This window comes from Cupriavidus phytorum, from assembly GCF_003254285.1.
In the GTDB taxonomy this organism is placed as follows: Bacteria; Pseudomonadota; Gammaproteobacteria; order Burkholderiales; family Burkholderiaceae; genus Cupriavidus; species Cupriavidus phytorum.
In genome coordinates this window covers 503,554-517,996 of record NZ_QKZN01000002.1, presented here as the reverse complement: position 1 = coordinate 517,996, position 14,443 = coordinate 503,554, and the positions used below count along the sequence as shown (strand labels likewise).

At 69.0% G+C, this 14,443-nt stretch carries 11 protein-coding genes; 6 read left to right on the top strand and 5 right to left on the bottom strand.

Annotation, left to right across the window (positions count from 1 at the left end):
- Nucleotides 1–125 precede the first annotated feature (125 nt).
- Genes def through smc form a run of 4 tightly spaced genes read right to left on the bottom strand, consistent with a single transcriptional unit; the run spans nt 126 to nt 7,684 of the window.
- Nucleotides 126–659, bottom strand: a complete 534-nt coding sequence (gene def, locus C7416_RS07795) for a peptide deformylase (RefSeq protein WP_111517870.1) — start codon at nt 657–659, stop codon at nt 126–128.
- 15 nt (nt 660–674) lie between these two features.
- Nucleotides 675–2,804, bottom strand: a complete 2,130-nt coding sequence (ligA, locus tag C7416_RS07790) for an NAD-dependent DNA ligase LigA (RefSeq protein ID WP_111517869.1) — start codon at nt 2,802–2,804, stop codon at nt 675–677.
- A gap of 12 nt (nt 2,805–2,816) precedes the next feature.
- A complete protein-coding gene (locus C7416_RS07785) occupies nt 2,817–4,172 on the bottom strand; it encodes a cell division protein ZipA C-terminal FtsZ-binding domain-containing protein (protein ID WP_111517868.1) in 1,356 nt (451 codons plus the stop codon).
- Nucleotides 4,169–7,684 (bottom strand): chromosome segregation protein SMC, encoded by a 3,516-nt coding sequence (gene smc / locus C7416_RS07780; protein WP_111517867.1) that lies wholly within the window; start codon nt 7,682–7,684, stop codon nt 4,169–4,171. Before smc ends, C7416_RS07785 begins: the two co-directional genes overlap by 4 nt.
- A gap of 461 nt (nt 7,685–8,145) precedes the next feature.
- Here smc and C7416_RS07775 point away from each other — a divergent pair, with 461 nt between their 5' ends.
- Nucleotides 8,146–8,973 (top strand): ferritin-like domain-containing protein, encoded by an 828-nt coding sequence (locus C7416_RS07775; protein WP_111517866.1) that lies wholly within the window; start codon nt 8,146–8,148, stop codon nt 8,971–8,973.
- A gap of 12 nt (nt 8,974–8,985) precedes the next feature.
- Here the strand turns inward: C7416_RS07775 and C7416_RS07770 are convergent, their stop codons facing one another.
- Entirely contained in the window at nt 8,986–9,954 is a 969-nt protein-coding gene (locus tag C7416_RS07770) for a DMT family transporter (RefSeq protein ID WP_111517865.1), read from the bottom strand.
- Nucleotides 9,955–10,160: 206 nt separating this feature from the next.
- On the opposite strand from C7416_RS07770, the gene dapC reads away from it, so the two are divergent.
- From dapC to dapE, 5 genes are all read left to right on the top strand, one after another.
- Nucleotides 10,161–11,375, top strand: a complete 1,215-nt coding sequence (dapC, locus tag C7416_RS07765; RefSeq protein ID WP_111517864.1) for a succinyldiaminopimelate transaminase — start codon at nt 10,161–10,163, stop codon at nt 11,373–11,375.
- Nucleotides 11,376–11,577: 202 nt separating this feature from the next.
- Nucleotides 11,578–12,405, top strand: a complete 828-nt coding sequence (dapD, locus tag C7416_RS07760) for a 2,3,4,5-tetrahydropyridine-2,6-dicarboxylate N-succinyltransferase (protein WP_111517863.1) — start codon at nt 11,578–11,580, stop codon at nt 12,403–12,405.
- A gap of 89 nt (nt 12,406–12,494) precedes the next feature.
- On the top strand, nt 12,495–12,878 hold the full coding sequence (locus C7416_RS07755; RefSeq protein WP_062800157.1) for a hypothetical protein: 384 nt from the start codon (nt 12,495–12,497) through the stop codon (nt 12,876–12,878).
- A 24-nt stretch (nt 12,879–12,902) separates the two neighbouring features.
- Nucleotides 12,903–13,250, top strand: coding sequence for an ArsC family reductase (locus C7416_RS07750; protein ID WP_025584560.1), 348 nt, complete (start codon nt 12,903–12,905; stop codon nt 13,248–13,250).
- Between the two features lie 19 nt (nt 13,251–13,269).
- Entirely contained in the window at nt 13,270–14,421 is a 1,152-nt protein-coding gene (gene dapE, locus C7416_RS07745; RefSeq protein ID WP_111517862.1) for a succinyl-diaminopimelate desuccinylase, read from the top strand.
- Nucleotides 14,422–14,443: the final 22 nt, after the last annotated feature.

The following is a 14,443-nucleotide window of genomic DNA, read 5'->3' as shown; positions in this document are numbered from 1 at the left end:
GGGTTGGGGAGAGGGCCGGCATGTCGACGAAGTGACAGGCGTCGGTATGCCAGCGCCTGCCCTCTCCCCCGGCCCCTCTCCCGCGCGCGGCAGAGGGGAGCAAACCGGCGGTGCCCCCTGCCCCGTCAATCGTCGCTGTTCGCCGGCAAGTCCGGAAACAGCACCTCGGTAAACCCGAAGTTCGAAAAATCCTTGATCCGCATCGGATAAAGGATCCCCTGCAGGTGGTCGCACTCATGCTGCACCACGCGCGCATGGAAGCCTTCGGCCACGCGTTCGATGCGGTTGCCCATCAGGTCGTAGCCGCTGTACTTCAGCCGCAGGTGCCGCGGCACCACGCCACGCAGGCCCGGCACCGACAGGCAGCCTTCCCAGCCGTCCTCCATCTCGTCGGACTGCATTTCCAGCACCGGGTTGATCAGCACCGTCTTGGGCACCGTCGGCGCGTCCGGGTAGCGCGGATTGCGGTCGAAGCCGAAGATCACCACCTGCAGGTCCACGCCGATCTGCGGCGCGGCCAGGCCCGCGCCGTTGGCGTGGTCCATGGTGTCGAACATGTCTTCGATCAGCGTGCGCAGCTCCGGCGTGTTGAAGCGCTCCACCGGCCGCGCCACCTGCAGCAGGCGCGCATCGCCCATCTTGAGAATCTCGCGGATCATGGTTCCGTTCCCCGGTTATTCCTCGGCCGGCGCGGCGCCGGCTTGTGCCAGCAGCGCCAGCATGCCGGCCTCGTCCAGCACCGGCACGCCCAGCGCCTCGGCCTTGTCCAGCTTGCTGCCAGCCTCGGCGCCGGCGACCACGTAGTCGGTCTTCTTCGACACCGACCCCGCCACCTTGGCGCCGGCGGCTTCCAGCAGTTCCTTGGCGTCTTCGCGCGACAGCGTCGGCAGCGTGCCGGTCAGGACAAAAGTCTTGCCCGACAGCGGCGCCGGCGCCTTTGCCACCGGCTCGCTTTCCGGCCAGTGGACGCCGGCGGCGCGAAGTTGCTCGATGACCTCGACGTTGTGCGGCTCGGCGAAGAAGTGCGCGATCGACTGCGCCACCACCGGGCCGACGTCGTTGACCTCGAGCAGCGCGGCCTCGTCGGCCGCCATCAGCGCGTCGAGCTTGCCGAAGTGCCGGGCCAGGTCCTTGGCGGTGGCTTCGCCGACATGGCGGATGCCGAGCGCGAAGATAAAGCGGTTCATGGTGGTCGCGCGCGACTTGTCGATCGCCGTCACCAGGTTGGCGGCCGACTTGTCCGCCATGCGCTCCAGCGCGGCCAGCTTGGCGACGCCGAGCTTGTACAGGTCCGCCGGCGTGCGCACGATGCCCTGGTCGACCAGTTGCTCGACCAGCTTGTCGCCCAGGCCTTCGATGTCCATGGCGCGCCGCTGCGCGAAATGCAGCAGCGACTGCTTGCGCTGCGCCGCGCAGATCAGGCCGCCGGTGCAGCGGGCAATGGCCTCGTCCTCGAGCTTCTCGATATGCGACCCGCACACCGGGCAGGCGGTGGGCATCACGAAGGCACGGGCATCGGCCGGGCGCCGCTCGGTCACCACGGCGACGACTTCCGGGATCACGTCGCCGGCGCGGCGCACGATCACGGTGTCGCCGACATGCACGTCCTTGCGTCGGATCTCGTCCTCGTTGTGCAGCGTGGCATTGGTCACGGTCACGCCGCCGACGAACACCGGCCTGAGCCGCGCCACCGGCGTGATCGCGCCGGTGCGGCCGACCTGCACCTCGATGTCCTCGACGATGGTGGTCATCTCCTGCGCCGGGAACTTGTGCGCCAGCGCAAAGCGCGGCGCGCGCGAGACAAAGCCCAGGCGCTCCTGCTCGGCCAGCGCGTTGACCTTGTAGACCACGCCGTCGATGTCGTAGGGCAGCTCGTCGCGGCGCTTGCCGATATCGCGATAGAAATCGAGCAGCCCTTGCGCGCCCTTCACCACCGCACGGTCCTTGCACACCGGCAAACCCAGCGCGGCAAAGCCGTCGAGCATGGCGCTGTGGGTCGGCGGCCGCTCCACGCCCTGCAGTTCGCCCAGCCCGTAGGCGAAGAACGACAGCGGACGCCGCGCGGTGATGCGCGGATCGAGCTGGCGCAGGCTGCCGGCGGCGGCATTGCGCGGGTTGACGAAGGTCTTCTCGCCGGCCTCGGCCTGGCGCGCGTTGAGCTTGTCGAAGTCGCGGCGGAACATGAAGACCTCGCCGCGCACCTCCAGCACCGCGGGCGCCTGTCCGCGCAGCTTCAGCGGTATCGCCTTGATGGTGCGCACGTTGACGGTGACGTCCTCGCCGGTCTCGCCATCGCCGCGGGTGGCGGCCTGCACCAGGCGGCCGTCTTCATAGCGCAGCGACATGGCCAGGCCGTCGAACTTCAGCTCGCACGCGTATTCGACCGCGTCGGCGGCGCTGAACAGGTCGGCCTCGCCCGCCGCGGGCGCGCTGCGGCCCAGCCCCTGCGCGCAGCGACGGTCGAAGTTGAGCACGTCGTCGTCGGCGAAGGCGTTGTTGAGCGACAGCATCGGCACGCGGTGCCGCACCGAGTCGAACGCCGCCAGCGGCTCGCCGCCCACGCGCTGCGTGGGCGAGTCCGGCGTCTGCAGCTCGGGATGCTCGAGCTCCAGCGCCATCAGCTCGCTGAACAGCGCGTCGTATTCCGCATCGGGAACGGTGGGCGCGTCCAGCACGTAATACTGGTAGTTGTGGCGGTCCAGCTCTTCGCGCAGCCAGGCCACGCGGCTGGCGGCGGCGTCGGCCGGCAAGGCGCCGGCGGGCGCGGAGGCATCTGCCTGCGCGCCGCGGTGTTTTGCGGTCATGGCAGGCTCCGGCTAGTTGCTGAACAGGCGCAGCGCCACCGGCGAACCGGCCGGCATGCCGCGCGCTTCCAGCTTCTGGTACAGCGCCTCGAGCTGGTTGAAGATGGCGACGAACGAGGCCTCTGTCAGCGGCCGCATATTGTCGTCGACCAGTTGCGCACCCATGCGCTGCGCCAGCGTATGGCCGTACTCGCACACGGTCTTGAACGGTTTGGCGCCCTGGTCTGCCACCGGCACGTCGAGCAGCAGCGTGATCTGGCGGCCGGCCTTGACGGTAAGGTCGTCGCGCAGGAAATTGGTGTCGCCGAACTGCAGCGTGAACAGCGGGCGCTGCACGCCCTCGGCATTGGCCTGGTAGCGGATAAAGCGGGTGCCGTCGCGCGACAGCACCAGCCCGTCCTGCGTCGCCACGTTCTGCACGTAGGCGGCCGACCATGGCGCGCCGTCGGAGATCACGTTGACACCCAGCTGCACGTCGCAGGCGGCGGCAAAGGCGTCGAGCTCGCGCGCGTTGGCGACGGTCTCGCCCATGTCCGGCAGGTCGGCCGAGGCGTCGAGCGACTCGGCCAGCGACTCGACCGCGGTGACGAATTCCGAGAACTCGAGTGCGTTGAGCGGGCCGCCGCGGTTGGCCAGCTGCACGCCGACCTGCAGGTCTTCGTACTGATGGCCGGCGGTGACGGGCTCCCAGGCGTTGGCTTCGGCGCGCAGGCCTTCGATGTGGACCGGCTTGGTGCCGGCGCGGCGCAGCCGGCCGGTCAGTGGCAGGATGCGGTCGCCGGAGGCCTTGCGTTCCAGGTGCAGCGGCACGATGCAGTCGATCAGCGGATCGACGACTGCGGGCGCGGGCTGGCCGTCCGGTACCGCAGCGACCGGTGCCGGTGCAAGCGCCGGCGCAGGTGCAGGCGCGGGCGCTGGCGTGGGTGCGGGAGCTGGTGCTGCTGGCGCCGGTGCCACGGCGAGAGCGGCATCCGCCTCCTCCTGCGACGCGCGCGACGCCGCGGCCCCGACCGCGACTTCCTCGGCGACGGCTTCGTCGGCATCGGCGCTGCTGGCTGCCGCGGCCGCGGCGGCAGCGGCGTGGTTGTGGTCAGCCACGGCGGCGCCGGGGCTGCCCGGTGCCTGCGACAAGGTGGGCTCACGCCGCGGCGGCTGCTCGGCGGCGGCTTCGTGCAGGCGCGCGGCGGTTTCCGGCGCGGTGCTCTGGCCGACCACCGGCTCGCGCATCGGCGGCAGGTCGTCCTCGGGCCGCAGCTCGCGCGGGCGGCGCGCCTTGCGGATCTGCCACTGGTTGTAGCCGAACACCAGCACCACGAAAACCAGGCCCGCGACGATCAGCGCGGTCTGCAGGTCCATATTGAGCTTCATGCTGCCTCCGCCATCGACACGGCTGCATCCATATCCACGGCCACGATCCGTGAAACGCCCTGCTCCTGCATGGTCACGCCAATCAGTTGATGAGCCATTTCCATGGCGATCTTGTTATGTGAGATGAAAACGAATTGGGTCTTGTCCGACATGCGCGCCACCATATTGGCGTAGCGCTCGGTATTGGCGTCGTCCAGCGGCGCGTCGACCTCGTCCAGCAGGCAGAACGGCGCCGGGTTCAGCTGGAACATCGCGAACACCAGCGCAATCGCGGTCAGCGCCTTCTCGCCGCCCGACAGCAGGTGGATGGTCGAGTTCTTCTTGCCCGGCGGCTGCGCCATCACCTGCACGCCGGCATCGAGGATTTCCTCGCCGGTCATGATCAGGCGCGCCTGGCCGCCGCCGAACAGCGACGGGAACAGCTCGCCGAAATGGTGGTTGACCTGGTCGAAGGTGCCCTGCAGCAGCGCGCGGGTTTCCTGGTCGATCTTGGCGATCGCGTCCTCGAGCGTGCCGATGGCGTCGTTCAGGTCGGCCGACTGCGCGTCGAGGAAGGTCTTGCGCTCGCGCGCCGCGGCCAGTTCGTCGAGCGCGGCCATGTTGACCGGGCCGAGCGCGTTGATGGCGTTGTTGATGCGCGTGACTTCGCCCTGCAGATACGACGGCTTCAGGTCGCCGGTCAGCTTGTCGGCCAGCGCGGCCTCGTCCACCTCGGCGGCGCTCAGCTGCTCGCTGAACTGCTCCTGGTTCAGGCGCGCGGCCTGTTCCTTGAGCTGCAGCTCGGTGATGCGGTCGCGCAGCGGCTGCAGGCTGCGCTCGGCGGCCAGGCGCTGCTCGTCGTGCTGGCGCAGCTGCGCCGACAGCGCGTCGAGCTCGGTGCGCGCGATGGTCAGCTTCTCTTCCTTCTCGGCACGGCGCTCCAGCGCTTCCTGCAGGCCGGTATGCGCGGTCTGCTCGTTGATGGTCTCGAGTTCGGCGCGGGCGTTCTCCAGCGATTCGGCGATGCGCTCGGCCTGGTCCGCCGCCACCTGGATATTGCGGCGCAGCTCGTCGATGCGGCTGGCCAGGTTGCGCTCGGCAAACAGCGCTTCCTGCGCGGCGCGCTCGAGGTCGCGCAGCTGGTGGCGCGCGCCGGAGAGCTTGCTGTCCAGCGCCTCGAAGGCCATCTGCTGGTCTTCGTGGGTGGCCTGCATCTCGGCCAGCGCGGCGTCGTGCTGCTCGAAGCTGGCTTCGGATTCGGCGCGGATCGCGCGCTGCTCTTCGATCTGCGCGTGGATCTCTTCCAGCTCCTCGCGGATCTGGCCGCTGCGCGCGGCATAGCGCTCCATCGCCTGCGACAGCTTGAGCACGTCCATCTGCAGCGCATGCACGCGGCGGGTGGCCTGCTCGGCGCGGGCACGGGCGTCGCCCAGCGCCTGGCTGGCCTGGGTGTAGGCCGCTTCGGCGCGCACCGCCTCGGTCTTGGCCTCGTCGGCCAGCAGCAACTGCGCGCGCGCCTGCTTGTGCAGGTTCTCGATTTCCTGCTCGCGCGCGAGCATGCCGGCCTGCTCGGAATCGGCGGCGTAGATCTGGATCGCGTTGCGGCCCACCAGGTGGCCTTCGGCAACCACGAACGAGGCGCCTTCGGGCAGCGTGTTGCGCGCGGCCAGCGCCTGCGCCATGTCGGTGGCGACATAGACGTCGGCGAGCCAGTCCTGCATCACCGCACGGATGCCGGGCTCGGTGATCTGCACCAGCGCCATCAGCGGGCGCAGGCCGGCGGGCGTTTCCAGCGGACGCGCCGCGGCCGGCGGCGAGTAGAACGCCAGCTTGGCGGGCGGCGCGTCGGACAGGAAGGCCTTGACCCAGTCCAGGTTCGACACTTCCAGCGCGGCCAGCTTCTCGCGCAGCACGGATTCGAGCGCGTTTTCCCAGCCCGGCTCGATATGGACCTTCTTCCACAGCCGCGGCAGCTCGGCCAGCTCATGTTTGGCGAGCCACGGCTGCACCTTGCCGTCGGTCTGCACGTTTTCCTGCAGCTGGCGCAGCGCCGACAGGCGCGCCTCGAGCGTGGCGATGGCGGCGGCTTCGCTGTGCACGCGCGCCTGCGCGGCGCGGCGCGCCTCGTCCAGGCGCGGCACGTTCTCTTCGGCGTCGGCGAGCACGGCCTGGGCTTCCTCGACCAGCGCCTCCTGCTCGGCCAGCTCGGCGCGGGCCTGCTCCAGGCGGGTCTCGTCGGGGCGGTCCAGGCCCTTGTCTTCGGCCGACAGCCGTTCGCGGCGCTGTTCCAGCTGCTGCAGCATCTGGTCAGCGCTGCGCTGCTGCGCGGCCTCCAGCTTCAGCGCCTGCTCGGCCTGCATGATGCCGGCGCGCTGCTCGTTGAGCAGCTGCTGGGCGTCGCGCCACTGCGCTTCCAGCGTCGGCAGCTCGTCGTTCTGCTGCGCCACGGCCTCCTGCGCCTCGACCGTGCAGCCTTCGGCCACGGCCAGGTTTTCCTCGGCCTGCGCCAGTTCGTCGGTGGCCTGCTCGGCCTTGGCCTGCCACTGCTCGCGCTGCGCGGTCAGCGCGGCGATCTGCGCCTGCACGCGGTTGCGCGATTCCACCACGTAGCGGATCTCGGCCTCGAGCTTGCTGACTTCGGCATTGGCTTCATACAGCGCGCCCTGCGCGGCGTGCATGCCATCCGATGCGGCATAGTGCGCGGCGCGCATGGTTTCCAGCTCGGCCTCGACATGGCGCAGCTGCGCGGTCTGCGCTTCCAGGTCGATCTGGGCCTGCTCGATGGCGCGCTGGTGGCGTTCCTGCTCCTGCTGGGCCTCGCGCTTGCGCAGCAGCCACAGCAGGTGCTGCTTCTCTTCGCCGTCGGCCTGCAGCGTCTTGAAGCGCTGCGCCACTTCGGCCTGGCCTTCGAGCTTTTCGAGGTTGCTGCCGAGCTCGCGCAGGATGTCCTCGACCCGGGTCAGGTTTTCGCGGGTGTCGGACAGCCGGTTCTCGGTCTCGCGGCGGCGCTCCTTGTACTTGGACACGCCCGCCGCCTCTTCCAGGAAGATGCGCATGTCATCGGGCTTGGCCTCGATGATGCGCGAGATCATGCCCTGGCCGATGATGGCGTAGGCGCGCGGGCCAAGGCCCGTGCCCAGGAAGATGTCCTGGATGTCGCGCCGGCGCACCGGCTGGTTGTTGATGTAGTAGGACGAGGTGCCGTCGCGGGTCAGCACGCGCTTGACCGCCACTTCGGCGTACTGGCTCCACTGGCCCGCGGCGCGGCCTTCGGCGTTGTCGAACACCAGTTCGACGCTGGCGCGGCCGGCCTGCTTGCGCGCGGTCGAGCCGTTGAAGATGACGTCCTGCATGGACTCGCCACGCAGCTCGGACGCGCGTGACTCGCCCAGCACCCAGCGCACGGCATCGATGATGTTGGATTTGCCGCAGCCGTTGGGACCGACGATGCCGACCAGTTGGCCCGGCACCTGGAAATTGGTGGGATCGACGAATGACTTGAAGCCCGCCAGTTTGATCGAGGATAGTCGCACGGTTTCTCGTGTGGTATCGGCCACTCCGGCTGGAACGCGGGAGCGGCCTGGTATCGGGTATCGGGGCTATTGCACGGTTCGGAAAAGCCGGGCTGCGCGGGGACCGGCGCGGCGTGACGCCAGCACCTCAAAACACCCCTCCAGCCCGAGAATTGGGGCTAATCATACCATCGCAGATGCCTTCGCCGGCCCGTTTGGGGCCCTCCAGCGCCAGATGCCGGCGCCCCGAATTCCTTTGCCTTTCCGACCCTTACAAGCGGTTTTGCAAGCACTTTGCCAAGCCAGGCGCGGGCCGCCAGCCGCGCTTGCCGCGTGACGCACCGGAAACTAATCAGGGTAAATGCTAGTCTCTGCTCTGTCGGCGTGATGCCGGATGCGCTCCGGCCCCACGCACCATGAACGCCCCCAGCAGCCTTTTCGCAGCGTTTCGCCCGCCTTTGGGCGAACCAGGAGGACAGAGCATGAGTGAACCGTCAGCGGCCGCCCGGCCGTGGTTGGTCAGCGACATCCGATACGAGGCGATCGACGTCGCGCGCGTGCGCGGCGACCGCGACCTGTTCTACCTGCTGGTGTCGGCCTCGTTCATCGAAAGCGGCTCCGACACCTATGCCGGCAACCTGGCGACCTATTACGCCCGCGTGCCCGAAGCCGCCGGCTGGCTGTCCGAGCACTGGGAAGCCGAGGAGCTGCAGCATGGCCTGGCGCTGCGGCGCTATGTCGAGCACGTCTGGCCGGAATTCGACTGGGAACGCGGCTATGCGCGCTTCTTCGACGAGTACAGCCAGACCTGCTCGATCGACCAGTTCGAGCCCACCGAGGCGCTCGAGATGGCGGCCCGCTGCGTGGTCGAGACCGGCACCGCGGCCTACTACAGGGCGCTCGAGCAGGCCAGCGACGAGCCGGTGCTGCGCGACCTGACGCGGCGCATCTCCAACGACGAGGTGCGGCACTACAAGCACTTCCTCCACTTCTTCAACCGCTTCGCCGAGGCCGAGCGCCTGGGCCGGCTACGCGTGCTGGGCGCGGTGGCGCGCCGGCTGCTGGAGATCAAGAACGAGGACGCGGCGATCGCGCTGCGCAACGTGCTGCGCATGGAACGCGGGGTCGAGTCGATCCCGGAGGCGGAGGTGCGCGCCCTCAATACGCGCGTGTCACGCGTGATCCGCCGCAACATCCCGATCGAGATGACGGTCAAGATGCTGCTGCGGCCGCTGCAGCTGCACCGCGGCGTGGAGCGTGCGGTGCGCGCGCCGCTGGTGGCGATGGTGTCGCGGGTGATCCTCCACTGAGCTGCGCCGGAGCTAGTGGCAGGCCGCGGCCTCGGCGCCCGCGGCCGGCACGGACGCGGCGCGGCTGCGGTGCACCAGCCCGGACAAGGCGCCGGCGGCGATGATGCACAGGCCGCCCGCGGCCTCCTTCCAGCTCAGCACCTCGGTCGCCAGCCACCACGACGACACCGCGGCGATGACGATCTCGAACAGCATCAGCAGCGACACGCGGTTGGCCGGCAGCCGCTGCAGCCCGTACTGCACCACCGAGTTGCTGACCACCAGCACCGCCGCCAGCCCCAGCACCAGCATCGCCGCGCTGACCTGCGCTGCCGGCATGACCGCCACCACCGGGCCGTCGAGCAGCAGCGCGGCCGGCACGCCGACCACGGTGCAGCCCAGGTAGACCACCACCGTGCGCACGCGTGCATCGGTGTCCGGAAAACGTTGCCCGGCGCGGCGCGACAGCACGTTGTTGACCGCAAAGCCCATGCCGCCGATCAGCCCGGACCATTCCGCGGCCGAGCCGGGCAGCGGCACGCCGACCTCCGGCGTCCACAGCATCAGCCCGGCGCCGAACAGCGCCAGCCCCACCAGCGCCAGCCCGGCCGCCGACAGCCGCTCGCCCAGGAACAGCCGCGCGAACAGCGCGGTCCAGACCGGCGTCAGGTAGAACAGCAGCAGCACCCGCATCACGTGCCCGTTGACGCTGCCCCAGACGAAGCCGGCGTTGGTCACGCCCGCCGCCAGGCCGATCGCCAGGAACAGCCAGTGCGGCCGCAGCCCGCCCAGGTGGCGGCGGAACGCCAGCAGCGACAGCACCGCCGCGACCGCGCTGACCAGCGCCGCGGCATGCATGCCGCCCAGGCCCCAGCCGGCCAGCACCCGGTACGGGAACCACGCGATGCCCCACACCGAGGCGCCGATCAGGATGGAAAGCGATGCCTTGACCGCATGGCGGTCGGCCGGCGCCAGCGGCGCCGCAACGGAATTTGTGCTCATAAAGGGAATCGGTGCGAGGCGAGCCGGAGCGCCCGCCATGCGCGGCGGGCAGCGTCCGGACGGCGCCGGCGGCATCACCGTGGCGTGATGCCCGCCATCCGCGGCGGCCCACCCTCGCCAAAGACCGCCTGGCGGGCCGGGCCGGCGCACGGAAACCCGCGCCGTTCCTCTATAATGCGTCGTTTTAACCGGCCCCGACTGACACTGTGAATCCGCGCCTCGACCTGCTCCAGCCCTACCCGTTCGAGAAACTGCGGGTGCTCTTTGCGCAAGTAAAGGCTGCCGACAAGCCGGCCATCAGCTTCGGCATCGGTGAACCCAAGCATCCGACGCCTGCATTCATCAAGCAAGCGCTGGCAGAGTCGCTTGCGGGGCTGGCGAATTATCCCACAACGGCCGGCTCCGATGCACTACGGCAGTGCATCGCAGGCTGGCTGGAGCGCCGCTACGGCCTGCCCAAGGTCAACGCCGCCACCGAAGTGCTGCCCGTGACCGGCTCGCGCGAGGCGCTGTTCGCCTTTGCCCAGACCGTGGTCGACGGCACCCGGCCGGGCGCGCTGGTGCTGTGCCCCAACCCGTTCTACCAGATCTACGAAGGCGCGGCGCTGCTGGCCGGCGCCACCCCGGTGTTCGCCAACAGCGATCCGGCGCGCAATTTCGCCCCGGCCTTCGACCGCATTGCCGACGAGGTCTGGCAGAAGGTGCAGCTGCTCTTTGTCTGCACCCCCGGCAACCCGACCGGCGCGGTGCTGTCGCTGGAAGACTGGCGGCAGCTGTTCGCGCTGTCCGACCGCTACGGCTTCGTGATCGCCTCCGACGAGTGCTATTCCGAGATCTATTTCGACGAGGGCCGCGCGCCGCTGGGCGCGCTCGAGGCCGCGCACAAGCTCGGCCGTGCGAATGGGGCCAACCCCTTCGAGCGCCTGGTGGTGTTCTCGAGCCTGTCCAAGCGCTCCAACGTGCCGGGCCTGCGCTCCGGCTTCGTCGCCGGCGACGCCGCGCTGCTCAAGCAGTTCCTGCTCTACCGCACCTACCACGGCGGCGCCATGAACCCGGCGGTGCAGAGCGCCAGCATCGCCGCGTGGAACGACGAGTCGCATGTGCGCGAGAACCGCGCCGCCTACGTGCGCAAGTTCAGCGAAGTCACGCCGATGCTGGCGGAGGTCCTCGACGTGGCGCTGCCCGATGCCGGCTTCTACCTGTGGGCCGACGTCTCGCGCACCGGCCTGTCCGATACCGAATTCGCCGCGCGGCTGCTGGCCGAGCAGAACGTCACGGTGCTGCCCGGTAGCTACCTGGCGCGCGAGGCCGACGGCATCAACCCCGGCGCCAACCGCGTGCGCATGGCGCTGGTGGCAACGCCGGAGGAATGCGTGGAGGGGGCGCGGCGGATCGTGGAATTCTGCAAATCGCTGGGCTGAGGCCTGATTATCCCTTTGTGTTCTCCCTCTCCCCTCAAGGGGAGAGGGTCGGGGTGAGGGGTGGTTTAGCAAGGCAACACGCCAGTAGAACCGCCCACCCTCACCCCCTGCCCCTCTCCCGCCAGCGGGAGAGGGGAGCAAACAAGAGGTCGAGGCTGAGACTCGACGACCGAACATCAACATCAACCCTGAGAATCCAACCATGACGCAAGCTCTGCAAGCCCTGATCGACCAGGCCTGGGAAGACCGCACCAGCCTGTCGCCGAAGTCCGCCCCCAACGACATCCGCGAGGCCGTTGCCAACGTCATCGGCCAGCTCGATGCCGGCACGCTGCGCGTGGCCGAGAAGCAAGGCAAGGACTGGATCGTCAACCAGTGGGTCAAGAAGGCCGTGCTGCTGTCGTTCCGCCTGGAAGACAACGCGCCGATGAGCGCCGGCGGCTTTGCCCAGTTCTACGACAAGGTGCCGACCAAGTTCGCCAGCTGGAGCGGCGACGATTTCGCCAAGGCAGGCTTCCGCGTGGTGCCGCCCGCCGTGGCCCGCCGCGGTTCGTTCATCGCGAAGAACGCGGTGCTGATGCCGTCGTACGTCAACATCGGCGCCTATGTCGATGAAGGCACCATGGTCGACACCTGGGCCACGGTCGGTTCGTGCGCGCAGATCGGCAAGAACGTGCACCTGTCGGGCGGCGTGGGCATCGGCGGCGTGCTGGAGCCGCTGCAGGCCAACCCGGTGATCATCGAAGACAACTGCTTTATCGGCGCGCGTTCGGAAGTGGTCGAAGGCGTGATCGTCGAGGAAAACTCGGTGATCTCGATGGGCGTGTACCTGGGCCAGTCGACCAAGATCTACGACCGCGAAACCGGCGAGATCCACTATGGCCGCGTGCCGGCCGGCTCGGTGGTGGTGGCGGGCAACCTGCCGTCCAAGGACGGCAAGTACAGCCTGTACTGCGCCGTGATCGTGAAGAAGGTCGACGCGCAGACCCGCGCCAAGACCAGCCTGAACGACCTGCTGCGCGGCGACTGAGCACCGCTCGCGGCCCGCATGGGCCGCGCCACCCCGGGGCCCGGCTCCGGGGCCGATTTACCGTCGTCCCCCGCCCGGCCAGGCTGAACATGCCCTCCCTCCGCAAGCGACTCATGGCCCTGGATCCCACCACCGTCAGTACCGTGCTTTCCCTGCTGCCCACCATTCTCGAACAGGCCAACAAGACCCTCGAGAAACTGAAGAAGAACAAGCGCAAGGACGGCTCGCCCGAAGCCGCAGTGGCCGACGCACGCGATCCCGCGGCCCGCATCGCCGAACTCGAAGCCGCGGTCGTGCAGCAGGCCGAGGCGGTCAAGCTGCTGGCCGAGCAGCACGCCATCACCATCGACGCGCTGCGCAAGGAAGCCGCCCGGCTGGACCGGCGCCTGCGCCTGATGACGGCGGTGGCAATGGGCGGCGTGGCGCTGGGCCTGGGCGGCCTGGTGATCGCGCTGAATTTGCTGTTCCGCTGACCAGTGAAAGTAACGAGACCAACCATGACCGTGCTGCTCTACGGCATTCCCAACTGCGATACCGTCAAGAAGGCCCGCACCTGGCTGGATGCCAACGGCGTCGCCTACACCTTCCACGACTTCAAGAAGCAGGGCGTGGACGAGGCCATGCTGCGCGGCTGGCTGCGGCACGTGCCGCTGGCCACGCTGCTCAACCGCAAGGGCACCACCTGGCGCGCGCTGTCCGATGCCGACAAGGCCCGCGCCGACGAAGAAGCCGGCGCGATCGCGCTGATGCAGCAAAGCCCGTCGCTGATCAAGCGCCCGGTGCTGGCCCACGATGGCAAGGTGATGGTCGGCTTCTCCGCCGACCAGTACGCCAGCCAGTTCTGATTTCCGATTCCGCCGTCCGATGAACCCCACCCTCGCCCTTACCGAAGACCTGATCCGCCGCCGCTCCGTCACGCCCGCCGACGAAGGCTGCCAGGCCATCCTGGAAACCCGCCTGAAGGCCATCGGCTTCGACTGCGAAGCGCTGGTCAGCGGGCCCGACGATTTCCGCGTGACCAACCTGTGGGCGGTCAGGCGCGGCACTAGGGGCAAGGACGGCAAGCTGCTGGTGTTCGCCGGCCATACCGACGTGGTGCCGACCGGCCCGCTGGAGCAGTGGCATTCGGACCCGTTCGCGCCGACCCACCGCGACGGCAAGCTGTACGGCCGCGGCGCCGCCGACATGAAGACCTCGATCGCGGGCTTCGTGGTGGCGGTGGAAGAATTCGTCAAGGCACATCCCGCGCATGCCGGCTCGATCGGCTTCCTGATCACCAGCGACGAGGAAGGCCCGGCGCACGACGGCACCGTCAAGGTGGTCGAGGCGCTGTCCGCGCGCGGCGAGCGCCTCGACTACTGCGTGATCGGCGAGCCGACCTCGGTCAACGCGCTCGGCGACATGGTCAAGAACGGCCGCCGCGGCTCGCTGTCGGGCAAGCTCACGGTGAAGGGCATCCAGTGCCATATCGCCTACCCGCACCTGGGCCGCAACCCGATCCATGACGCCGCCCCGGCGCTGGCCGAACTGGCCGCCGAAACCTGGGACCAGGGCAACGAATACTTCCCGCCCACCAGCTGGCAGATGTCGAACATCCACGGCGGCACCGGCGCCACCAACGTGATCCCGGGCCACGTCACCATCGACTTCAATTTCCGCTTCTCGACGGCGAGCACGCCCGAGGGCCTGAAGGCGCGCGTGCATGCCATCCTGGACCGCCACAGCCTCGACTACACGCTCGACTGGACCCTGGGCGGCGAGCCCTTCCTGACGCCGCGCGGCGAGCTGTCCGAGGCGCTGTCGTCGGCGATCCGGGCCGAGACCGGCTTCGACACCGAGCTGTCGACCACCGGCGGCACCTCGGACGGCCGCTTCATCGCGAAGATCTGCCCGCAGGTGATCGAGTTCGGCCCGCCCAACGCCAGCATCCACAAGATCGACGAGCACGTCGAAGTGCGCTTCATCGAGCCGCTGAAGAACGTGTACCGCGGCGTGCTCGAACGCCTGATCGCCTGAACTTTTCGCAAAGACAACCCAT

What these genes read in the sequence shown, in the direction of transcription:
- def (WP_111517870.1), bottom strand. Translation starts at nt 659, where the DNA reads ATGATCCGCGAGATTCTCAAGATGGGCGATGCGCGCCTGCTGCAGGTG.
- ligA (WP_111517869.1), bottom strand. Translation starts at nt 2,804, where the DNA reads ATGACCGCAAAACACCGCGGCGCGCAGGCAGATGCCTCCGCGCCCGCC.
- C7416_RS07785 (WP_111517868.1), bottom strand. Translation starts at nt 4,172, where the DNA reads ATGAAGCTCAATATGGACCTGCAGACCGCGCTGATCGTCGCGGGCCTG.
- C7416_RS07775 (WP_111517866.1), top strand. Translation starts at nt 8,146, where the DNA reads ATGAGTGAACCGTCAGCGGCCGCCCGGCCGTGGTTGGTCAGCGACATC.
- C7416_RS07770 (WP_111517865.1), bottom strand. Translation starts at nt 9,954, where the DNA reads ATGAGCACAAATTCCGTTGCGGCGCCGCTGGCGCCGGCCGACCGCCAT.
- dapD (WP_111517863.1), top strand. Translation starts at nt 11,578, where the DNA reads ATGACGCAAGCTCTGCAAGCCCTGATCGACCAGGCCTGGGAAGACCGC.
- C7416_RS07755 (WP_062800157.1), top strand. Translation starts at nt 12,495, where the DNA reads ATGCCCTCCCTCCGCAAGCGACTCATGGCCCTGGATCCCACCACCGTC.
- C7416_RS07750 (WP_025584560.1), top strand. Translation starts at nt 12,903, where the DNA reads ATGACCGTGCTGCTCTACGGCATTCCCAACTGCGATACCGTCAAGAAG.
- dapE (WP_111517862.1), top strand. Translation starts at nt 13,270, where the DNA reads ATGAACCCCACCCTCGCCCTTACCGAAGACCTGATCCGCCGCCGCTCC.